Origin of the sequence: Eudoraea sp. (assembly GCF_049669105.1) — a bacterium.
Lineage (GTDB): Bacteria > Bacteroidota > Bacteroidia > Flavobacteriales > Flavobacteriaceae > Eudoraea.
Genome location: NZ_JBATKE010000155.1, coordinates 1 through 21657 on the forward strand (window position 1 = coordinate 1; position 21657 = coordinate 21657).

Annotated in this window: 21 protein-coding genes and 1 tRNA gene; 18 read left to right on the forward strand and 4 right to left on the reverse strand. The window is 36.7% G+C overall.

The window, feature by feature from the left end; genetic code table 11:
- The 9 genes from WBM60_RS12745 to WBM60_RS12785 all read left to right on the forward strand — a co-directional run.
- The coding region (locus WBM60_RS12745; protein ID WP_424283155.1) for a universal stress protein at nt 1-646 on the forward strand (646 nt) is incomplete at its 5' end.
- 9 nt (nt 647-655) lie between these two features.
- Nucleotides 656-1498: a universal stress protein gene (locus WBM60_RS12750; protein WP_424283156.1), complete on the forward strand. Its 843-nt coding sequence runs from the start codon at nt 656-658 to the stop codon at nt 1496-1498.
- Nucleotides 1499-1549: 51 nt separating this feature from the next.
- The gene (locus WBM60_RS12755) at nt 1550-2398 is read left to right on the forward strand and encodes a universal stress protein (RefSeq protein WP_424278100.1); all 849 of its coding nucleotides are present in this window, start codon (nt 1550-1552) and stop codon (nt 2396-2398) included.
- 149 nt (nt 2399-2547) lie between these two features.
- The gene (gene pta, locus WBM60_RS12760) at nt 2548-4641 is read left to right on the forward strand and encodes a phosphate acetyltransferase (RefSeq protein ID WP_424262006.1); all 2094 of its coding nucleotides are present in this window, start codon (nt 2548-2550) and stop codon (nt 4639-4641) included.
- 13 nt (nt 4642-4654) lie between these two features.
- A complete protein-coding gene (locus WBM60_RS12765; protein WP_424262008.1) occupies nt 4655-5845 on the forward strand; it encodes an acetate/propionate family kinase in 1191 nt (396 codons plus the stop codon).
- A gap of 110 nt (nt 5846-5955) precedes the next feature.
- The gene (locus tag WBM60_RS12770; RefSeq protein WP_424262010.1) at nt 5956-6285 is read left to right on the forward strand and encodes a YtxH domain-containing protein; all 330 of its coding nucleotides are present in this window, start codon (nt 5956-5958) and stop codon (nt 6283-6285) included.
- 6 nt (nt 6286-6291) lie between these two features.
- Nucleotides 6292-6642 (forward strand): hypothetical protein, encoded by a 351-nt coding sequence (locus tag WBM60_RS12775; RefSeq protein ID WP_424262012.1) that lies wholly within the window; start codon nt 6292-6294, stop codon nt 6640-6642.
- On the forward strand, nt 6639-6860 hold the full coding sequence (locus tag WBM60_RS12780) for a DUF6327 family protein (RefSeq protein ID WP_299160250.1): 222 nt from the start codon (nt 6639-6641) through the stop codon (nt 6858-6860). The genes WBM60_RS12775 and WBM60_RS12780 overlap by 4 nt, the downstream gene beginning before the upstream one ends.
- A 150-nt stretch (nt 6861-7010) precedes the next feature.
- A complete protein-coding gene (locus WBM60_RS12785; RefSeq protein ID WP_424262014.1) occupies nt 7011-7790 on the forward strand; it encodes a patatin-like phospholipase family protein in 780 nt (259 codons plus the stop codon).
- 123 nt (nt 7791-7913) lie between these two features.
- On the opposite strand, the gene WBM60_RS12790 is transcribed toward WBM60_RS12785, so the two are convergent.
- Nucleotides 7914-8384 (reverse strand): Hsp20/alpha crystallin family protein, encoded by a 471-nt coding sequence (locus tag WBM60_RS12790; RefSeq protein ID WP_424262016.1) that lies wholly within the window; start codon nt 8382-8384, stop codon nt 7914-7916.
- Nucleotides 8385-8636: 252 nt separating this feature from the next.
- Here WBM60_RS12790 and WBM60_RS12795 point away from each other — a divergent pair, with 252 nt between their 5' ends.
- Nucleotides 8637-9890 (forward strand): cation:proton antiporter, encoded by a 1254-nt coding sequence (locus WBM60_RS12795; RefSeq protein WP_424277584.1) that lies wholly within the window; start codon nt 8637-8639, stop codon nt 9888-9890.
- Nucleotides 9891-9894: 4 nt separating this feature from the next.
- Here the strand turns inward: WBM60_RS12795 and WBM60_RS12800 are convergent, their stop codons facing one another.
- Nucleotides 9895-10659: an exodeoxyribonuclease III gene (locus WBM60_RS12800; RefSeq protein ID WP_424262925.1), complete on the reverse strand. Its 765-nt coding sequence runs from the start codon at nt 10657-10659 to the stop codon at nt 9895-9897.
- 209 nt (nt 10660-10868) lie between these two features.
- Here WBM60_RS12800 and WBM60_RS12805 point away from each other — a divergent pair.
- Nucleotides 10869-10943 (forward strand) — tRNA-Val (locus tag WBM60_RS12805).
- A gap of 365 nt (nt 10944-11308) precedes the next feature.
- On the opposite strand, the gene WBM60_RS12810 is transcribed toward WBM60_RS12805, so the two are convergent.
- Together WBM60_RS12810 and gldJ are read right to left on the reverse strand one after the other, a co-directional pair.
- The gene (locus tag WBM60_RS12810; RefSeq protein ID WP_424262923.1) at nt 11309-12583 is read right to left on the reverse strand and encodes a UDP-N-acetylmuramoyl-tripeptide--D-alanyl-D-alanine ligase; all 1275 of its coding nucleotides are present in this window, start codon (nt 12581-12583) and stop codon (nt 11309-11311) included.
- A 65-nt stretch (nt 12584-12648) separates the two neighbouring features.
- Entirely contained in the window at nt 12649-14322 is a 1674-nt protein-coding gene (gene gldJ / locus WBM60_RS12815; RefSeq protein WP_424262921.1) for a gliding motility lipoprotein GldJ, read from the reverse strand.
- A gap of 463 nt (nt 14323-14785) precedes the next feature.
- Between gldJ and porV the strand changes: the two genes are divergently transcribed.
- The 7 genes from porV to WBM60_RS12850 all read left to right on the forward strand — a co-directional run.
- Nucleotides 14786-15934: a type IX secretion system outer membrane channel protein PorV gene (gene porV / locus WBM60_RS12820; RefSeq protein ID WP_424278366.1), complete on the forward strand. Its 1149-nt coding sequence runs from the start codon at nt 14786-14788 to the stop codon at nt 15932-15934.
- 138 nt (nt 15935-16072) lie between these two features.
- On the forward strand, nt 16073-16558 hold the full coding sequence (gene cdd / locus WBM60_RS12825) for a cytidine deaminase (RefSeq protein ID WP_424264272.1): 486 nt from the start codon (nt 16073-16075) through the stop codon (nt 16556-16558).
- A 191-nt stretch (nt 16559-16749) separates the two neighbouring features.
- The gene (gene pdhA / locus WBM60_RS12830) at nt 16750-17748 is read left to right on the forward strand and encodes a pyruvate dehydrogenase (acetyl-transferring) E1 component subunit alpha (protein ID WP_424264270.1); all 999 of its coding nucleotides are present in this window, start codon (nt 16750-16752) and stop codon (nt 17746-17748) included.
- Between the two features lie 4 nt (nt 17749-17752).
- Nucleotides 17753-19408: a pyruvate dehydrogenase complex dihydrolipoamide acetyltransferase gene (locus WBM60_RS12835; protein ID WP_424283157.1), complete on the forward strand. Its 1656-nt coding sequence runs from the start codon at nt 17753-17755 to the stop codon at nt 19406-19408.
- 91 nt (nt 19409-19499) lie between these two features.
- Nucleotides 19500-20486: a M28 family metallopeptidase gene (locus tag WBM60_RS12840; protein WP_424277239.1), complete on the forward strand. Its 987-nt coding sequence runs from the start codon at nt 19500-19502 to the stop codon at nt 20484-20486.
- Entirely contained in the window at nt 20487-21167 is a 681-nt protein-coding gene (locus tag WBM60_RS12845) for an SDR family NAD(P)-dependent oxidoreductase (RefSeq protein WP_424264263.1), read from the forward strand. It begins immediately after the preceding gene.
- A gap of 102 nt (nt 21168-21269) precedes the next feature.
- The coding region (locus WBM60_RS12850) for a SprT-like domain-containing protein (protein WP_424283158.1) at nt 21270-21657 on the forward strand (388 nt) is incomplete at its 3' end.

Below are 21657 nucleotides of genomic sequence, written 5' to 3' on the forward strand. Positions count from 1 at the left end.
AAAAACACTAGAAGATGTCAAGAAATCCTATAAAAATCCAAATCATAGCTATAATATCATTTCAGCCTTCAATACACTTACAGATGAAATCAATGAAGTGACCATAGAGAAGGAAATTGATATGGTCGTGATGGGAACTCAAGGCGCAAGCGGGGCTAAAGAGATATTTCTTGGGACAAATACGGTTTATGTTCTCCGAAAGGCTGTTGCACCGGTTTTGGTAATACCGGAAAACTATACCTTCCAGAAAATTCAAAAAATATTGCTTCCATCAGACTATTTGACAAATTATAAGGATAATGAATTGAGTACTGCTATAAAAATGGTCAAAATGAATAAAGCAAAACTTATCGTTTTACATGTAAAAGAGGAGTACGACCTTACTGCTGGTCAGGAAGAAAATAAGATGGCTTTATATCATCGTTTAGATGGTTTGTCTACTACCCTTACAGAATTAAAAGGTAGTTTAATGCCAAATGCAATTTTAAATTATATCCAGAAGAATGAGATTGATCTCCTTATGATGATGAATAGAAAACATTCATTTTTTGAACGAATTTTTGAAAAACAAAATGTAGATCAAATAGGTTTTCATATAAAAATACCCTTCCTGGTCATTAGAGATACGGCCAAGGTTGATAAATAACAGTTAAAGATGAAAAGTGTTTTACTGCTTACCGATTTTTCCCATAATGCATGGAATGCCATTTTCGCAGCTCTGAAAATGCACGAACATACGGAATGTCATTTTTTGCTTTTAAATACCTATGAACCCAGTTTTGCAAATGTGCTTGGAGACAAGAGTAAGGAAAGATTGGGGATAATCTACGACTCTCTTGCAAAAAATTCTTCAAATGAACTTGACAAGATATTACAATATTTAGAAATAAATCATGCAAATAAAAACCACACTTTTGAAAAACGTTCTGTATCAAATGATATGGTAAATGCAGTGAAGGAAATTTGTACTGAAAAAGATATTGATCTAATTGTCATGGGAACTAAAGGGGCTACGGGAGCCAAAGAAATTTTTATGGGAAGCAATACGGTAGAGCTCATTAAAATGACAAACAGCTGCCCCATATTTGCCGTTCCAAGTGAACATGATTTTAAAGGCTTAAATAAGATTTTGTTTCCTACAGAGTTTACAAGACCCTATACAAAATATGAACTGAAGCCGCTTACAGAACTGGCAGCAACGTGGAATTCAGAAATACTAATAATTCACATAGCACAGGAATTTTCGTTAAATGATGAGCAACTTTCTAATAAAGAAGTTTTGATCAAACGTTTGGGTAAAGTTGAGCATTCCTTTCAGAATGTAGAGATTGAGGTTAGTGTAGCTGATTCAATTAGTAGGTTTGCGATAGAGAGCAGAGCAGATGTTATTGTTTTAATTAATTATAAGCATACTTTTATAGAGAAACTCACCCGTGAGGCCGTTGTAAAAAAAGTGGGCTTTCATACACAAATACCATTGCTGGTTCTGCCACAATGAACAGGGTAATTTAGTGTCAGATACACTATGATCAAAAAATAATATAGTATAATGATTCGAATAGTTTTACCTACAGATTTTTCTAAAAATGCATGGCATGCCATAAAATATGCAATATTTCTTTTTGAACAATCACCTTGTACTTTCATTATAATTCACGCACACCAGGTTAGTCCATCGGGCTTAATAAGTGGAATAAACAAAGAACATGATACCAGACTTCATGAGATTACGGCTAAAGAATCTGAAAGAAAGCTTAATAAAATAGTAAATCATTTAAATAAAATAAATAAGGTTGCAGAGCACAAATTTGAAGGTGTACTGGTTGCCGATTCTTTATTAAATGCTATTGGTCGTGAAGTAATAGACAAAGATGCTGACTATATTATTATGGGAACCCAGGGAGCTTCTGGTTTAGGGGAAATTTTTATGGGTAGCAATGCGGTTAGTGTTATAAGGAATATTAACTTTTGTCCTGTTATTGCAGTTCCCAATTCTTATGATTTTAACCCTTTCAATGAAATTTTATTTGCCACAAATTTTAAACACCTGTATCAACGTGTTGAATTACAGCCATTGCTGGATCTTGCCAAACTTCGTAAGGCCAGAATTAATGTTATTCACATCAATGAGGAAGAGGAATTAAACGAGGAACAATTACAATTAAAGAAATTGCTTCACAATTTATTAGGAAAGAAGGACTGTGTTTTTGAAGAATTTGACTATCATCCTAACATTGCTTTAAAAATCAACGATCTAACTGAAAAGAAAAATGCAGGGTTGATAGCAATGATAAATTCTCAGCATAGTTTTTTTAAAGGGTTGACACACGAGCCAGTGGTCAAAAAAGTAGCATTTAAAACAAAGATTCCTTTTTTGGTCCTTCCGGAAGTGGAGTAATTTCTTATATTCAGCGTCATAAATTCAAAAAATCAAAACCTTTTTAACTATTTATATGCCTTAACCAATCCTTAAACTATTTATAAGGATAGATTATCGTTTGAGTAAACATAATACCATAAATTTGCACTTTGAAAATTCTGGTATCAATGAGCAAAGCCATTTATGTAGCTACTACCGAGCCCAATAGCGGCAAATCGATAATATCCTTAGGACTGATGCATTTATTATTGGGGAAAGCTGCCAAAGTAGGGTACTTCAGGCCAATAATAGATGATTACGGACCCGGGGAGAAGGACAATCATATTAATACGGTGATTTCCTACTTTGAAATACAAATGGAATATAATGAAGCCTATGCTTGTACCAGAAGTGAGGTAATCCATAAATACAATCAGGATAAGAGTGATGAGGTATTAGACAAGATCATAGAAAAGTATAAGGCCATTGAATCTCGTTTTGATTTTGTTTTGGTTGAGGGAACCGACTTCTCCGGGGAAGGATCAATTATAGAATGGGACATTAATGTTTACATGGCGAAAAACCTAGGTATCCCCACAGTTATTCTGGCAAGCGGTGTGGGCAAAACCCTGGAAGAATTGGTTGATAACCTTTACCTCGCTTATGATTCCTTTACCAATAAGGGTGTTGAAGTTTTGATGGTAGTTGCCAATAAAGTAGAACCTCAAAATGTAAACCTGGTAACCAATGGCCTTTTAAAAGCACTTCCGGCCGAAGTGCTAATTGGCACTATTCCTTTAAATCCGGCCCTGGGTAATCCTACCATGAAAGAGATTGTTAAAGAACTGGAAGGAGATGTTCTTTTTGGTCATAACTTTTTAAATAATCAGGTGAGCAACTTTAGTGTGGGGGCGATGCAATTACGAAATTATCTCACTCATTTTAAGGAACATGGTTTGGTCATAACTCCTGGTGATAGATCTGATATTATCCTGGGAGCATTGCAGGCTAACTTATCTTCTAATTATCCAACTGCCTCAGGAATCGTGCTCACTGGTGGACTTATTCCAGAAGATCCGGTTATTCAATTAATCGAAGGTCTCTCGGAAATAGTTCCCATCATCTCAGTTCAGGGAGGTACTTTTTCTATTGCGAATAAGGTTGGTGCAATACGTCCTAAAATATATGCGGAGAATAAGCAAAAAATAGAGGGATCTATTCAGGACTTTACAAGATTTCTGCCTATAAATGCTTTAGCTGAGCGTCTAATAACCTTTAAAGCAAACGGGATAACTCCACGAATGTTCCAGTATAATCTCCTTAAAAGGGCCCAAAGGGTCAAAAAGCATATTGTTTTGCCGGAAGGTACAGATGAACGCATACTTCGAGCTGCTAAGGAACTAATCGATGCAGATGCTGTTAGATTAACTCTTTTGGGCGATCCGGTACAGATAAAGGAAAAGGCAAGACAATTGGATTTGCTACTTGATTTTGAAAAAATTAGCATTATAGATCCTGTAAATTCAACTTATTTTAAAGATTATACCAATACGCTGTATGAATTGCGTAAGCATAAAAATGTAGACAGGGCCATGGCAGAGGATCTTATGGCAGATATCTCTTATTTTGGTACAATGATGGTCTATAAAGGGGATGCAGACGGCATGGTTTCCGGGGCTGTTCATACCACCCAACATACTATTAGACCGGCACTTCAGTTAATTAAGACCAAACCCAATGTATCTATCGTTTCTTCCGTGTTTTTTATGTGTCTGGAAGATAGGGTTTCGGTATATGGCGACTGTGCAATAAATCCGAATCCGAATGCAGAACAATTAGCCGAAATTGCAATTACATCTGCCGCTACCAGTTTGGCATTCGAAATAGATCCCAAAATAGCTATGCTTTCCTATTCTTCCGGAACTTCGGGCTCAGGTGAGGATGTAGAAAGAGTGCGTGAAGCTACTCAGATTGTTAAAAAAAGGGCACCTTATCTTAAAGTTGAAGGCCCTATTCAATACGATGCCGCAGTAGATAAAAATGTAGGTAAAACAAAAATGCCTGACTCGGAAGTAGCCGGACAGGCAAGTGTTTTTATTTTCCCGGATCTTAACACGGGTAATAATACATACAAGGCAGTGCAGCGAGAAACCGGTGCCCTGGCAATTGGACCAATAATTCAGGGACTAAATAAACCTGTAAATGATCTGAGCAGGGGAAGTACAGTTAATGATATATTTAATACAGTTATTATAACTGCCATCCAGGCCCAGGCATTATAATTTAATTATTTCAATGAATATTCTAATTATTAATACAGGGAGTTCATCTATAAAGTTTCAGTTAATGCATATGCCATCAGAAACCGTTTTGTGTTCTGGCATGGTAGATAGAATAGGACTGGAAAATGGAAATTTGAAGTATACAAAGGTTGATTACGAAACTAATGAAATACAGCAGTTTTCATCCCACAGAAAAGGGCTTAATCGGGTTATAGAACTACTTTTGGATCCTGCTAACGGAGCTATTACCGACGTAAATGAAATAGATGCCGTGGGGCACAGGGTAGTCCATGGGGGAACTGCTTTTTCTGAAACTACAATTATTACCCGGGAAGTAAAAGATAAGATTGGAGATTTGAGTCAGTTGGCTCCATTGCATAATCCACATAACCTGGAAGGGATATTGATTGCTGAAGAATTATTTCCAAATGCCAAACAGGTTGCGGTCTTTGATACCGCCTTTCATCAAACTATTCCCTTGAAGGCTCGTAAATATGCAATACCGGATGAATTTTACACGGATCACGGAATACAGCTTTACGGCTTCCACGGCACTAGTCATAAATATGTTACAGAAAAGGCCATAAGCTTTTTAGATAAAAAAGTGGCTAAGATGATTAGCATTCATCTAGGTAATGGCTGCAGTATTACTGCCGTCCATAATGGAAAAAGTATGGACCATAGTTTGGGTTTTGCTCCCTCAAATGGACTTATTATGGGTTCCAGAAGTGGAGACATTGATCATTCCATGATTTTTTACCTTGTAGAATCGCTGGGCTATAGTTTGCGGGAAGTAAATGATTTGCTCAATAAGAAAAGTGGAATGCTAGGACTTACCGGTTATAGTGATTTACGGGAAATTCAGGCTAAAGCTAATGAAGGTGATGCCAAATGCCGGTTAGCTCTGGAAATGAATGCCTATAGGATTAAAAAATATATTGGCGCTTACAGCTCCGCCATGAATGGACTGGATACTTTGATATTTACAGCGGGGATAGGTGAAAATTCCAGTTATCTTAGAGAGCTGGTCTGTTCTGAGATGGACTTTCTTGGAATTGATTTGGATATGCAGAAGAATGCGCAAAAATCCCATGGAATTAGGGAAATACAAAAGGGCTCATCAAGAGTAAAAATATTAGTCATTCCTACGAATGAGGAATTGGAAATTGCAAAGCAAACCTTTCAGTTGCTAAAAACCTCCTGAAACAAAAAAATACGCTAAAATTTCTATGTGAAATGATCTTAGTCATTTCGTATAGAAAGTCTATGTCTTAACTTGATCCATTATTAATATTAACCTAAAAAAAATTTATCATGTCAGACAACAGTAGTAATGTTTTGTTAGCTCTTTTAACAGGGGCAGCAATAGGAGCAGGTATAGGAATTTTATATGCTCCTGACGAAGGGATTAAAACCCGAAAAAAAATTAAGGATAAGGCACTTGAAACCAAGCACGATCTAACAGAACGAATTTCTCATGCCAAAGCAGAACTCACCAAAGTAGCAGACGAGAAGAAAGAAGTTTTTGAACAAAAATTAGAGGATACCATCTCTACAATGAGTTACAAAGCAGATGAAATTATTGTTCAATTGGAGCGTAAGCTTGAAGAGATCAGAAAGAAAAATGCACAATTACAGAAGTAGGCTATTATGGCTTTTGAAGGATTAAGACAAAATATTTCTGAATTAGACGAAAATGTCAGCTCCTACGTGGAGCATAGCATAGAATACGCCAAGCTTAAAAGTTTTAAGATATCTATGGTTTTGGTTACCTATTTAGCCAAAGTGTTGTTGGTTGGTACTATATTTATTTTGGCTTTGATATTTTTGAGCTTGGCGGCTTCTTTTGCTTTGGGTTACGCAATGGATAATACCATTTATGGATTCGCGATAATTGGGATTTTATATCTGTTGTTTGCCTTTATAGGTTATCTATTGCGTGATAGGTTAAATAAGCCTTTACTGCAATTGTTTTCTAAATACTTTTTTGAAGGACCATGATAGGAAAATACAACTCGTTTAGGGAAATTGATGAGGATTTAAAAATCCTTGCTCTGGAAAGAGAGATCAACAAGGAGTATACGAAGTACAGTTTGCAAGAGCTTAAAACGTATTTCTATCCCTTTAATTTAATTAGAAGTTTTGATGGTTTTGTTGCCAAAGTGATGATTCCCTTTATTTTAACAAGGGTTTTTAAGAAAAAAAGACTGTCAGAATAGCAATTTATATAAATTTCTAAAAAATGCCATAGGTGTTTAAACTAATACTTATGGTTATTTTTTTTCGAGATCTATGCTCTATTTATATCTTTTCAATTTTTAAAATTCTTAGGTGTAAAAAGGTATCTTTACCGGTATTAAGATTATGCTATGAACACAGGCCTGGTATTTTCAGGGGGAGGATTTAGGGGTATTGCTCATATAGGAGTAATAAAGGCTTTGGATGAATATGGTTTCGAAATTACTCATATAGCTGGGACCAGCGCCGGTGCGATTATTGGCGCATTGTATGCAGGGGGCTTAGATTGGAAACAAATCCTCGAATTTATTAAGAAGATTGATATTTTTAGTTTTAACAACTATGCAGTTGGCAAACCCGGCTTTGTTGATACTGAAAAGTTTTATGACAAGTTCTCTGAGTTCTTTCCTGCAGATAACTTTAAGAGTCTTAAAATTCCTCTATTCATCACTGCCACCAACATTCTGGATGGTAGTTTAAAGGTTTTTTCTGAAGGAGAGCTTATCCGCCCAATATTGGCTTCAGCGGCATTTCCAGGGGTTTTTACGCCGATTAAAATAGCGGATTCGTATTATGTGGATGGTGGAGCATTGAACAATTTCCCCGTAGATCTGCTCAAATCCTATACTGATCAGATCATTGGGGTTTATGTAAATCCTTTTCTTAAAATAGAGATAGAGCAGTTAAAACACTCGTACAATGTTTTGGAACGTGCCTATAAGATACGCTCTGCCAATGATTCCCTTTCTAAGTTTGGAGATTGCAATCTCGTAATATCACCTAAAGATTTGATAAATCACAGCACGTTCTCGATAAATGATGTGGATGCTGTTTTTGATTTGGGATATAAGGCTGCCATAAAGGCTCTGAAGAAACCGGATAATCTTCAAATGCCCAAAAAAGACAGCTAGAAATAGTATGAGGAGGCATTATTCAAAATCATGAAAAAAGCAATGCCCTCAATCAAGATCTTATACTACATGGACAATTTAAAGATCTTACACTGAGGACATTGTATAGTAAAAAATGAAATTTTAACTAATCTCAATTACTTTTGGTTTTGGCTTTAGAGCCACTTCTTTTTTTGCTAGTTTAAAGCTTAGAATTCCGTCACCGTATTTGGCTTTAATTTCCTCTTCTTTTACATTTTCTGGTAAAAGCAAGGATCTTTCAAATGCATTATAACTAAATTCTTTTCTGGTGTAATCTTCATCCTTTTCTTCCTTACTGACCTCTTTTTTTGCGGAAATATTAAGGTATCCTTCATCAATGGTAATTTCAAAATCTTTCTTGGCAAAACCAGGTGCAGCCAATTCAATTTCAAAGTGGTCTTCTTTTTCCATAATATTTAAAGCGGGTTCTCCGGATCTTGCATTCCAGAAACGATCGTTTACTAATTCACGATTCCAAAATTTGTTGTCAAAAAAATTCTCCATGTCAAAAAAATCGGAGGTAATTAGGTTTCCAAAAGGTCTTGCCCTTTTTTTAAATTTAACTAGTGTCATAATATTAGATTTTAGGTTAAACATTAATTGAGTCATGAAAGTAAAGAGTACATCTTAATTTCGGAATGATTTTGATCAGTCAAACGTCATTTTTTATAAAATTGAAAAATGATGGCCATAAAAAACCTGAAGAGAAATTTTCGGAGGACTTTTAAACTATTAATGAAATACTAAAAATATCGCATTGCTATCATAATGTAAAATTTGCTTTCAAATTCAAAATTTGCCAGAATTTGAATATATTCGTAGCCTATGGATTACTTTATCATTACCAGTATACTGGTATTTATATCCGCATTCTTTGGTTATATCAACATCAGATACATTAAGCTTCCAAATACAATAGGGCTTACGGTTATTACTATATTTTTCACTCTTGGGATTTTTGCGCTTAGTTATTTTGATGATACTTTATTAAATGCTGAACGATACATCATAACTCAGATAGATTTCAGGTCTGTTTTGCTTAATATTATGCTTAGTTTTTTACTTTTTGCCGGGGCCCTGCATACCGATTTGCAAAAACTAAAGGAACTAAAATGGCCTATACTGTTTTTTGCAACGTTTGGTGTTCTGGTGTCCACTTTGCTCATAGGAACTGCAGTATATTTCCTGCTACAGGGAATAGGTTTAGAGGTGCTATTTATTAATTGTCTTCTTTTTGGGGCCCTCATATCTCCAACCGATCCTATTGCCGTTTTAGGGATATTAAAAAAAGCTGATGTACCAAAAAAGCTGGAAATAAAGATAGTCGGTGAATCGCTTTTCAATGATGGTGTTGGCGTAGTAATTTTTCTGACGATTTTCGGACTGGCCAATGGAACCGGTGGAGACTTTTCTTTTACGAACGTTCTTACTCTTTTTGTGCACGAGGTTGGGGGGGGATTACTTCTCGGTGCTTTATTGGGCTGGATTACATTTAAGCTAATGAAATCTATAGACGATTATAATATTGAAGTCATTATAACTTTAGCCACTGTTATGACAGGTACCGTTGTAGCGCAATACCTGCACGTTTCTGCACCATTGGCTATGGTGGTTGCAGGATTAATCGTTGGTGGTAATGAAGCAAGGCGATACGCGATGTCTGCGGTCACTGAAAATTATGTGGACAAATTTTGGGAGCTGATAGATATTCTTTTAAACACCATACTCTTTGTTCTAATTGGAATGGAATTATTGGTTTTAGACCTTGAATTCGAATTTGTACTGGCAGGACTCCTTGCGATTCCTATTGCCTTAGTTTGTAGGTTTGTATCCCTGATTATTCCGGTAAATTTGTTCAAGACCCGCCTGGATTTTGTTCCCAACACCAACCTTATAATGACCTGGGGGGGATTAAGAGGGGCAATATCCATAGCACTGGCACTAGGCCTCACAGCGGAAATGCAAAGAGAATTGTTTTTGGTTATGACCTATGTAGTGGTTATTTTCTCCATAATTGTTCAGGGGCTTACTGTTGGAAAGTTGGTTAAAAAACTCAGAAAAAAGAATGTTGGAATTTAGAGGTTTATTGCTTTATTTCTAATAAAATAGGGCAGTGGTCAGAACCAAAGTATTCCGGAAGGATCTTTGACGATTTTACTTTTGACATTAAAGAATTACTTACCAAAAAGTAATCTATTCGCCAACCAGTATTCCGTTCACGTGCTTTAAAACGATAACTCCAATACGTATAGGCTACTTCATCAGGATTGAAATATCTGAATGAATCGACAAAACCGGAATTGATGAAATTGTCCATTCCATCAATTTCTATTTGTGTGTAACCCGCCGTTTTATTATAGTTAGATTTGTCGTTTTTTAAATCGATAGCGCGATGGGCAACATTAAAATCCCCACATACAACTACCGGTTTTAATTTCTCCTTTTCTTTTATATAATTGAGAAAATCAGCATCCCACTGGCGGCGATAAGGTAATCGGTCCAATTGTTGGCCCGAATTGGGGACATAAACATTAATTAAATAAAAATCAGCAAACTCAGCGCAGATTATTCTTCCTTCCGAATCATGTTCGGATATAGCCATATCCACACTTACTGCAATAGGTTTGTTCTTACTTAAAATCGCGGTGCCGGAGTATCCCTTTTTTTCTGCGGAATTACAATAAAGATGATGATCTTTTAGGGGTAATAAGGCTTTTTCTACCTCAATATCCTGTGCCTTGGTTTCCTGAATACACAGGACATCGGGATCCAAAACATTTATAGACTCCAAAAATTCTTTTTTAATGATGGCGCGAATACCATTTACATTCCAAGAAATGATCTTCATTTTAAAAAAATTTAATTTGAATAAAAATAACACACTTTATTCATATAGCAGCTTTAATTAGTTCCACTTAAAGACCTGGAGCTAAAATGGAATTTAAATGTCTTTTGTTAATGTTCTTGCTTTATAATTTATGAATGATCCCAATAATTTTACGATATTGCAGCCTCTTTTAGTAGGTGGTTTAATAATGAATCTTTATACTAAAATCAGGAGTGTTAGCTCAGTTGGTTTAGAGCACCGCCTTGACAGGGCGGGGGTCGTTGGTTCGAATCCAATACACTCCACACGCAAAAAGCCACGCCATAGGTGTGGTTTTGTCTTTGAGGGAAGTTACGCCGAACTTGTTTGGCGGAAAATGACCGAAAATAGAAAACAGTTTTAAAGGTGCTTTTTGCTTGGGTACAGGTACACCAATCCTGGTTCATCTTTTTTAGATAATCCAATACACTCCACATCAAGCAGAAAATCCACGCAAGTTCCCGTGGATTTTTTATACCTGCTAAACAGGGAACTTATTCCTGAGTTTGGCAGGTATGAAATATCAATACCGGTAAAAACCGGTATTGGGTTTTCTATTTGCAGCAGCGGACTTTATTTGGATCAGCGAGCTTATCTGGCTAATCCAATACACTCCACAGAAATTACTGGTTTAAAGATAATCCAGAATTCTTTCCAGGGCCATGCCCCGGGATCCTTTAATAAGAAGGTTGCCTTTTTTTAACTTATTACTTTTAAGGAAGCTGGATAAGTCATCAAAAGTCGCAAATTTAGTGAAGTGAGAACTCGTTTTGTAAAAATTCTGTCCTATCAAAAAAACCTGGTCGAATTTCATCCCTGCGACGAGATCAACAATTTTTTGATGTTCCTCATTGGCTTTTTCACCTAGTTCAAACATATCTCCCAGGAGAACAGTTTTTTCACTCCCGGGAAAATTCATAAAGTTTATCAGGGCCGCTTCCATACTATTCGGATTTGCATTATAGGCGTCAAGAATAATGTGATATTCCTTTTTATCTATAATCTGTGAACGATTGTTTTGCGGAAGGTAGGCTTCAAGCGCATTTTTTATATCCTCTAATGGAACATTAAAATATTTTCCCATAAGCACTGCAGCACAACAATTAGTAAAATTATAACTGCCTATCAGCTGAGTGTTAATTTCGGTTTTTTCTGCTTCCAGCTTAACAAAAGGATGTGCTCCCAAATAATTTATCCTATAATAATTAGCATCTGAAGTGCTAAAGCCAAATTTACCGGGGTAACTTCTTAATTTTTTTTCCTGAATTGCATCATCTGCATTTAAAAAAATAAATTTTTTGTTTGCAATAAGATGGTCGTAGAGTTCACTTTTACCTTTTATAACACCCTCTACACCTCCAAAGCCTTCCAGATGGGCTTTCCCAAAATTAGTGATATAGCCATAATCGGGTTGGGCAATATTGCATAAAAATTCGATCTCTTTTCTGTGATTTGCACCCATTTCAATGATGGCGAATACTGTATCTTTTTTAATGCTAAGTAGCGAAAGAGGAACTCCAATATGGTTATTTAAGTTTCCCTTGGTTGCAATTGTCTTAAATTTTTTGGATAACACCGAGAATATCAATTCTTTGGTGGTGGTTTTTCCATTACTCCCGGTGAGTGCAATAAGCTTTGCATTACAATATTTTCTATGATATCGGGCTAACTGCTGAAGGGATTTTAAGACATCGTCTACCAGAACAAAAGCCTCGCCTTTTATATACTTTTCTTCGTCTATAACAGCATATGCCGCACCATTCCTTATGGCTTCAGACGCAAATTTATTGCCGTTAAAATTTTGACCCTTAAGGGCGAAGAAAATACAATTAGGTTGAATGTTACGGGTATCAGTGGAGACCTGCGGATACTTTAAAAAAAGTTGGTGCAATTTCTCAATTGTCATAAAACAAATATATAAAAAAGCCCCGATGCTAACATCAGGGCTCAATTCATATTTTACATATAAAACTATTTGGCTTTTTTGCCTCTTACCGTTTTATTTTTAGTCTTTGCTTTAGAGCCAACTCTGGACATGGCACACCTGAATCCGATATAGTCCGTGGCCATATACTGAGGTAAAAACCTTCGTTGGGCGGGGTCTAACCAGTATGCTCTATCTTTCCATGACCCACCTTTGTATATTCTTACTTCATCATTAATAAGTGTTGACCTATTATTGCTTTTGTCATACTCGCGAATTATTTGTCCGGTAGAATCAAACTCTACATTGTGTTTTGGAGAATCATACATCTTTCGAGCCGGATCCTCATCATCATCCCCAGCAAATCGGTCAAAGAATCTGGATGAAGCAGCATCACCATCCCTGTAGCCTCTGTTATCACTATCTGAGAAATTGGTTCTTAAATAGGTTTCCTGTTCATCAACAGCTACCATTTTAATTTCACCAGGTAGATTTACAGCTACAAGTTTTCCATTAGGTAAAGTATCAAAAATTATACTATCTCTCAGAATAGTTACCTTTCCATCTTCGCCTATCGCCGTTTTCATGTAAATATTTCCTCTATAGTAGTTGAAATCACTTATTTGGTCATCCACTATTGGTCTATAAACATCAGCAACCCATTCGGCAACATTACCTGCCATATCATAAAGACCAAGATCATTGGGTTTATATGATTTTACTTCTGCGGTGATATCAGCGCCGTCATCGGACCAGCCGGCTATTCCGCCGTAGTCACCTTTTCCTTGCTTAAAGTTTGCTAACTGATCGCCTCTTCCCACTCGTTGGCCATTTCTTGTATAATCGCCTTCCCATGGATATTTTTTTCTACCTCTGTAATTATTATATTCCCTTGTTCCTTGTAAAGCAGCAGCTGAATACTCCCATTCGGTTTCCGTGGGTAGCCTGTAAGCGGGCATAATAATACCAGTACTTCTTGTGGCAAAGTTAGAAACAGAATCTTTTTTCATTTTGCCTTGTAATGAATCTATTTGTCCATTATATACAGATTCCGGACGGTTTAGATAGGCTTCAGTACTAAAAGTTCCTTCCACCTCACCGGACATTGCCTGGTATTTTGCATTCTGAGCCAAATAACCTTCTTTTTCCAGCATTGCTTCATTTACCCTGTCTGTTCTCCATTCGGCAAACTGAACAGCTTGTATCCAATTTACACCAACTACTGGATATTCTGAATATGCCGGGTGTCTAAGGTAATTATTCGTCATGGTTTCATTAAACCCCAGTCGGTTTCTCCATACTAAAGTATCCGGAAGAGCACCTTTATAAATATTGGCATATTTAGGATTTTCTGGCGGGTATACCGCTTTAAGATAATCGAGGTACTCCTTATACATTACATTGGTTACTTCAGTTTCATCCATATAAAATGATTGAACATGCTGTGAGCTAGGAGTATTATTCCAGTCATGCATTACATCATCCTGTACCTTTCCTTTTGTGAATGTACCTCCTTCTACAAAAACAAGTCCCGGACCTGTTTCTTGTTCTTTAAAGTCAGAATTGTACTGAAATCCACCCTCTTTGGAGTTTATTTTCCAGCCTGTAGCTCTTGAAACATTCTTTGATGATGACGAGGAAGACTTTTTACAACTATTAAATGTAAAACTTCCCATTATCACTGCACAAGAAAGTACAACTTTGATCAACTGTTTTTTCATCTGTATTTAGGACTTAAGTTCAATATCAAACAACATTTTTCGCAATTTGATAGCATATTTAAATAAAATTGTGTCGGTTTCGGCTTATAAAACGATGATTATCACATAATATTTTATAGTTCCGAAAATATTTTTGCCCATTTGCACAGGCAAGATTTATTGGGACCTTGTCCATTTTGATAACGGCACAATACATAATATAGTATGGATAGAAACATTTCTTTTAAATTATTAGGGATAATCTCTGCATCACTCTTTTAACCTAATGAAGTTAGAATTAACTTAAAATCTAAATAAAGTACTGATATTCAGCGTTATTGGACCAAATTCAAAAATAAAATACCTCTAAAGGCAAGATATTTTTGAAATGCTCGTTACTTAACAAGTAATAAGACAAAATAAAGTAGATGATTAATTAACAATTATTTGCAATTTTGGACTAATTGAATGTTACATGACGAAAATGAGAAAATTAGTTGTTCTGGCCTTATTTGCCTTAGTATTTAAGATATCTGCACAGGAGCAGAATAGGGTAATAACTACCGCAGTTCCGTTTTTAACTATAGCTGCAGACGCAAGGTCTGGTGGCTTGGGAGATATGGGCGTTTCCACGTCTGTTGATGCATTTTCGCAGCAGTGGAACCCTGCTAAGTTTGCATTTGCGGAAAGAAAAATGGGTATAGGTTTAGGTTATACTCCTTATCTGGAAAGCATTATTACAGATGTTTCCTTGTTAAGCGGAAGTTTTTATAATAAAATAAACGATAGGAGCGCTTTTGCGTTCAGTTTGCGTTATTTTACTTTAGGTGAAATAGAATTAAGACAATTTGCCGGAGACCCGGGCACCATAGCCAAACCCAATGAATTGGCTTTAGATGGTTCATACGCATTAAAATTAAGCGATAAATTCTCTATGGCTATTGCGGGAAGGTTTATTAATTCAAATCTTAAATTACCTGAAAATGGGGATGTAGATTCACAGGCGGCAAGTTCATTTGCAGTAGATGTTGCCGGTTACTTTCGCTCCAGGGAAATAGCTTACAATAGTTTTGATGGAAGATGGAAAGCTGGCTTTAATATCTCAAACCTTGGAGGTAAAATGCAATATGATGAAGGTGGTCAAACCAATTTTTTACCAACAAATTTGGGTATAGGCGGAGGTTTTGATTTTATTTTTGATCAGGACAACGTACTGGGACTAAATTTGGAATTCAACAAACTCTTAGTGCCTACTCCCCAGGATTTTAATGACGATGGGGTAATAGATTCTGCAGATAATGAGATATATCAGCAAATTGGATTCTTAGAAGGTGTGTTCAAGTCATTCGGAGATGCACCTGATGGGATTAAAGAAGAACTACAGGAGGTAACCTGGGCATTAAGTGCCGAATACGCCTATCAAAATGCTTTTATGTTTAGAACAGGTTATTTTCACGAAAGTGAATTTAAAGGATCAAGACAATTCTTTACACTTGGGGCTGGATTTAAATTTAAATCAGTTCAGATAGATCTTTCGTATCTGTTCTCCACTTCAAAAGTGAAGAACCCTCTTGAAAATACGTTGCGTTTTGCGCTCACATTTAATTTGGGGGAGGAATATTATAATGATTAATCAAAACTAGATAAATAAAAAAAACCTGTCCCCCGGACAGGTTTTTTTTATTTAGGCTTGAAGCAATTTTTGCACAACTATCTAAAATAAAGTACATTTAATTTTAACTCCGGTTAGCCTGGACATTTATCTCATTTTATGGAAAAACGCAGGATTTCCTTTGATTTATTGGTTTTTGATACTTTGGATGAGCTTTCGAAAAGTGAAAAAGCACTCATGCAAATTGCAGTGGAAGCCAGAGAAAATGCCTATGCTCCATATTCAAAATTCATGGTCGGGGCAGCTATCCTTCTAGCTAATGATGAAATCGTAATAGGTAATAATCAGGAAAATGCCTCTTACCCTTCTGGTTTATGTGCAGAGCGGGTTGCTATTTTCCAGGCAGGTGCAAAATATCCCAAAGTTGAAATAAAAACAATTGCCATTAGTGTATCATCTAAAACCCACATTGTAGACAGACCTGCAGCGCCTTGTGGAAATTGCAGGCAAGCCATTGCTGAATATGAGCAAAAACAAAATTCATCAATAGCTATTATAATGATGGGGGCTTCAGGTAAAATATTTAAATGCGAATCCCTGGAAGATATCCTTCCTTTGGCATTTGGAAGTTCCTACCTAAAATAATCTTTATTTATTCTCGTGAAGAACTAAGATTTAACTACAAGTTCTTTTTTTTATACTTCAATTATACCTTTTTTATCATTTTTTTTTCACTATTGATTTAATGTGTATTTTTGTTTTCCCTTGATATTCCTGAACTATTCTCATCTGAATTTTTCAGTAAAAAACAAGTACACTAAAAAGAAAATTATTTGATGAAAAAAGCCACCAAAGAGGTATACCTAAAATGGTACGAAGAAATGTTGTTCTGGAGAAAGTTTGAAGATAAACTGGCTGCCGTATATATTCAACAAAAAGTTCGTGGATTTTTGCACCTGTATAATGGTCAGGAAGCTGTTTTAGCAGGAGCCTTACATGCAATGGACCTTACGAAAGATAGAATGATTACAGCCTATAGGAACCATGTTCAGCCGATAGGAATGGGTGTAGACCCCAGAAAAGTAATGGCGGAATTATATGGAAAAGTAACTGGTACTTCTAAAGGAATGGGTGGTTCTATGCATATTTTTTCAAAAGAACATAGGTTTTATGGAGGCCACGGTATAGTTGGAGGGCAAATACCTTTGGGTGCCGGATTGGCTTTTGCCGATAAGTATTTTAAAAGAGATTCAGTAACTCTTTGCTATATGGGTGATGGTGCTGTAAGACAAGGCTCACTGCATGAGACCTTTAATTTGGCAATGCTCTGGCAATTACCGGTCGTATTTGTTTGTGAGAATAACGGTTATGCGATGGGAACTTCCGTGGCAAGAACTGCTCACACTACAGATATTTGGAAACTTGGATTAGGATATGAAATGCCTTGTGCCCCTGTTGATGGTATGGATCCATTAACGGTAGCTGAGGAAATGAGTAAGGCAATAGAAAGAGCAAGGAGTGGTGGTGGACCCACATTCCTGGAAATGAAAACATATAGGTACAGAGGGCATTCCATGTCCGATGCTCAACACTATAGGACAAAGGATGAGGTTGAAGAATATAAGAAGATAGATCCTATTACTCAGGTTCTTGATGTTATTAAAGAGAAGAAATACGCCTCTGAAGAGGAAATTAAAGCGATTAATGAAAGGGTGAAAAATCTTGTGAAAGAGTGTGAGAAATTTGCAGAAGAGTCTGAATATCCTCCGGTAGAACAGCTTTACGATATGGTTTATGAACAAGAAGACTATCCCTTTGTACAACACAAATTATAAGTAAATGGCTGAAGTAATAAATATGCCCAGATTAAGCGATACCATGGAAGAGGGTACCGTTGCAAAATGGTTAAAAAATGTTGGTGATAAGATTGAAGAGGGAGATATCTTGGCTGAGATAGAAACAGATAAGGCCACCATGGAATTTGAATCCTTTCACGAAGGCACCCTACTGCATATTGGCATTGCTGAAGGAGATGGTGCGCCGGTTGATACATTATTGGCAATAATAGGCGACGAAGGAGAAGATATTTCGTCTCTATTAAACGGTAACCAGGGAACATCAAATAATAAAGTTGAAACTGTTGAGGAGACAATAACCTCGGAAAAAACAGAAGATTCTTCAGAAAAAACAGAAAGTAATATTTCAAGTGAAATTCCTGAAGGCGTTGAGATTATTAAAATGCCACGCCTCAGTGATACTATGGAAGAAGGTACTGTTGCCACTTGGTTAAAAAAGGTAGGAGATGAAGTGGAAGAAGGCGATATACTGGCCGAGATTGAAACAGATAAGGCAACCATGGAATTTGAATCTTTCTACTCAGGGCAACTTCTTTATGTAGGAATTAAGGAAGGTGAATCGGCACCTGTTGATGAAGTATTGGCCATAATTGGTCCGGCCGGAACAAATGTTGAGGCAGTATTGCAGTCCAAACCTTCTTCAAAGACCGAAACATCTGCGGCTGCTGAGGCAGATAAAATAACTCCTCAGGAAGCAACAAAAGAAGAGAACAAAGAGGAAAAACCATTAAATACAGGACAACGGGTATTTGTTTCGCCATTAGCGAGAAAAATTGCTACGGAAAGGGGAATAGATCTTATGGCTGTTAAGGGTAGCGGAGATCATGGAAGGATTGTTAAGCGAGATGTAGAAAATTTTGTACCGTCTAAGGAAGTTATTGCTCCTGCTGCGGTAGCTGAAACAAAATCAACTCCAGAGAGTCAAGTAACTGTACCGCAAATTCTTCCAACCGGGGAAGAACATTTTGAAGAGGTAAAAAACTCTCAAATGCGTAAGGTAATAGCCAAACGATTGAGTGAATCCAAGTTTACGGCTCCTCATTATTACTTGATGATTGAGGTTGATATGGATAATGCCATGGCTTCAAGGGTAAAGATCAATAGTCTCCCAGACACCAAAGTTTCATTTAATGATATGGTGGTCAAGGCATGTGCCATGGCACTTAAAAAGCATCCCCAGGTTAATACTTCCTGGAATGGAGATACTACCCGATATAATCAGCATATTCACGTTGGTGTAGCTGTTGCGGTAGATGACGGTTTGGTAGTTCCGGTATTAAAATTTACTGATCAGATGAGCTTAACGCAGATTGGAACTTCGGTTAAAGATTTGGCGGGTAGAGCTAGAATTAAAAAATTAACTCCTGCCGAAATGGAAGGAAGTACTTTTACGGTTTCTAACCTTGGTATGTTTGGTATTCTTGAGTTTACATCAATTATAAATCAACCTAATTCTGCCATTCTCTCAGTAGGCGCTATCGTTGAAAAGCCTGTTGTTAAAAGCGGACAAATAGTCGTGGGAAATACAATGAAGATTAGCCTGGCATGTGATCATAGAACGGTTGATGGTGCAACAGGAGCACAGTTTTTAGAGACCCTAAGGGCCTATCTGGAGAATCCGGTTACCATGTTAGCTTGATAATTAAAACTATTTCTTGAAAAACAGTTTGATTACACATAAAATAAGGTATCCGGAATTCTTAGGATACCTTTTGTTATTTAGAATCCAAATGAAGCATGTAATTGTATTTTTAGGATTAATTTTTTTAACGGCCTGTGGTTCTTTAAAAAATACGCAATCAAATAATCCCCCTGACGGCCCTGACGGGCTTAAAGGAAATTTGGGACGCACTATAGTAGATAGCACCAGCGTGCTCGAAATAATGAACTTTTTAGCATCGGATGATTTAAAAGGAAGGGATTCTGGAAGTGAGGGGATAGAAAAAGCTGCAGAATTTATAGAAGGTATTTTTGTTCAAAATGGATTAAAGCCTTATTTCCGGACATTTAAGGACACCTTAACTAATTTTGAAAAGCCGGCTTATAATATTGTTGGCGTTGTTAAAGGAACCGATAAGCAACTTCAAAATGAATATATTATTATTGGGGCGCACTATGATCATATTGGCATACTAACTCCCGAAAATGGTGATGCAATTGCAAATGGAGCTAATGACAACGCTTCCGGGACAACCACTGTACTGGAATTGGCAAGGTATTTTGGGAATTCCAAAAGTAATAAAAGAAGCCTCATTTTTGTGCTATTCAGTGCCGAAGAGAAAGGTTTATTAGGATCCAACCATCTGGCGAAAAAATTAAAGGAACAAGACCTTAACCTTTATCTGATGCTTAATTTCGAGATGACTGGTGTTCCCATGATCGACAAGGATTATATGATGTATGTCACAGGTTATGGTAAATCCAATCTGGCAGAGGAAACCAATAAATATGCGAATAAAAATTTGGTTGGCTTCTTACCCACGGCAAAAGAGTTTGGCCTTTTTCAAAGATCAGATAACTATCCTTTTCACAACGAGTTTAATATTCCTTCACAGACCTACTGCACTTTTGATTTCACCAATTTTAATTTCTACCACAAGGTGGGTGATGAGTTGGAGCAAATGGATTTTGAACATATGGCCCAGGTAATAAATAATATGATTCCTGTATTGGAAGGATTTTCAAATTCCCCTGAACAAGAAATAAAGTATTATTAAATGGCAAATGTTATAATTACAGGATCTAGCAGGGGTATAGGATACGAACTGGCCCGTCTTTTTGCACAAAGCGGACATAAGGTTTTGGCCCTTTCCAGAAATGATAAGCCAATTAAAGAATTGAATGAAGTTAATATTACTGCATTTCCTTTTGATATTTGCAATGATAAAGATTTTGAAAAGCTTGAACATTTTTTAAAAGATAATTGGGACACAGTAGATATCCTCATTAACAATGCCGGACAATTATTAAACAAGCCTTTTCTTCAAACAACCAGAAAGGAATTCGAAGAAATATATAAAGTAAATGTATTCGGTGTTGCAGAACTTACCAGACTGCTCATTCCTAAAATGACCATAGGGGGGCATGTTATAACCATTAGTTCAATGGGTGGTGTACAGGGTAGTGTTAAATTCCCCGGGCTTTCGGCTTATAGTTCCAGTAAAGGCGCAGTTATTACACTAACCGAATTATGGGCTGAAGAATTTAAAGAAACTGGCCCTTCGTTTAATGTGCTGGCCATTGGAGCAGTCCAGACAGAAATGCTAGAAGAGGCTTTTCCGGGGTATAAAGCACCTATAACGGCAAAGGATATGGCAGATTATATTATGGATTTTGCATTAAAAGGTCAGCGCTATTACAATGGGAAACTATTACAGGTAAGTAGTACTACCCCTTGATTTAGGGAATATTTTACTTTCTTAAATTTATTTTGTCTCTTTTGCTTTACAAAAAAGATCTTTATTGCAGGGCTAAAAACAATAAAAACTATTTTTACTTCAATGAACGCAACATTGTTAAAATACCTTCCTGAGAATGCGGTCACGCCTTGTCTTGAACTTATAAAGGCAAATGATGTAAACCTAAAAATAGTTAACCAGAGGGTAACCCGCCATGGAGATTATCGCCTCATGCCGGATGGTTCGCATCAGATTACCGTTAATGCCACTTCAAATAAATATCGTTTTTTAATAACGCTTATTCATGAAATTGGACATTTGGTAGCTTTTGAAAAATTTGGAAGAAGAATAAAACCGCATGGCATGGAATGGAAGCAGACTTTTCAGTACCTCATGCTTCCTTTTATTAGACCGGAAATATTTCCTTCCTCCCTTTTACCAATCCTTGCAAGACATTTTAGAAACCCCAAAGCCAGTAGCACTACAGATG

Coding starts and splice junctions, on each gene's coding strand:
- WBM60_RS12750 (WP_424283156.1), top strand. CDS start 656: ATGAAAAGTGTTTTACTGCTTACCGATTTTTCCCATAATGCATGGAAT.
- WBM60_RS12755 (WP_424278100.1), top strand. CDS start 1,550: ATGATTCGAATAGTTTTACCTACAGATTTTTCTAAAAATGCATGGCAT.
- pta (WP_424262006.1), top strand. CDS start 2,548: ATGAGCAAAGCCATTTATGTAGCTACTACCGAGCCCAATAGCGGCAAA.
- WBM60_RS12765 (WP_424262008.1), top strand. CDS start 4,655: ATGAATATTCTAATTATTAATACAGGGAGTTCATCTATAAAGTTTCAG.
- WBM60_RS12770 (WP_424262010.1), top strand. CDS start 5,956: ATGTCAGACAACAGTAGTAATGTTTTGTTAGCTCTTTTAACAGGGGCA.
- WBM60_RS12775 (WP_424262012.1), top strand. CDS start 6,292: ATGGCTTTTGAAGGATTAAGACAAAATATTTCTGAATTAGACGAAAAT.
- WBM60_RS12780 (WP_299160250.1), top strand. CDS start 6,639: ATGATAGGAAAATACAACTCGTTTAGGGAAATTGATGAGGATTTAAAA.
- WBM60_RS12785 (WP_424262014.1), top strand. CDS start 7,011: ATGAACACAGGCCTGGTATTTTCAGGGGGAGGATTTAGGGGTATTGCT.
- WBM60_RS12790 (WP_424262016.1), bottom strand. CDS start 8,384: ATGACACTAGTTAAATTTAAAAAAAGGGCAAGACCTTTTGGAAACCTA.
- WBM60_RS12795 (WP_424277584.1), top strand. CDS start 8,637: ATGGATTACTTTATCATTACCAGTATACTGGTATTTATATCCGCATTC.
- WBM60_RS12800 (WP_424262925.1), bottom strand. CDS start 10,659: ATGAAGATCATTTCTTGGAATGTAAATGGTATTCGCGCCATCATTAAA.
- WBM60_RS12810 (WP_424262923.1), bottom strand. CDS start 12,583: ATGACAATTGAGAAATTGCACCAACTTTTTTTAAAGTATCCGCAGGTC.
- gldJ (WP_424262921.1), bottom strand. CDS start 14,322: ATGAAAAAACAGTTGATCAAAGTTGTACTTTCTTGTGCAGTGATAATG.
- porV (WP_424278366.1), top strand. CDS start 14,786: ATGAGAAAATTAGTTGTTCTGGCCTTATTTGCCTTAGTATTTAAGATA.
- cdd (WP_424264272.1), top strand. CDS start 16,073: ATGGAAAAACGCAGGATTTCCTTTGATTTATTGGTTTTTGATACTTTG.
- pdhA (WP_424264270.1), top strand. CDS start 16,750: ATGAAAAAAGCCACCAAAGAGGTATACCTAAAATGGTACGAAGAAATG.
- WBM60_RS12835 (WP_424283157.1), top strand. CDS start 17,753: ATGGCTGAAGTAATAAATATGCCCAGATTAAGCGATACCATGGAAGAG.
- WBM60_RS12840 (WP_424277239.1), top strand. CDS start 19,500: ATGAAGCATGTAATTGTATTTTTAGGATTAATTTTTTTAACGGCCTGT.
- WBM60_RS12845 (WP_424264263.1), top strand. CDS start 20,487: ATGGCAAATGTTATAATTACAGGATCTAGCAGGGGTATAGGATACGAA.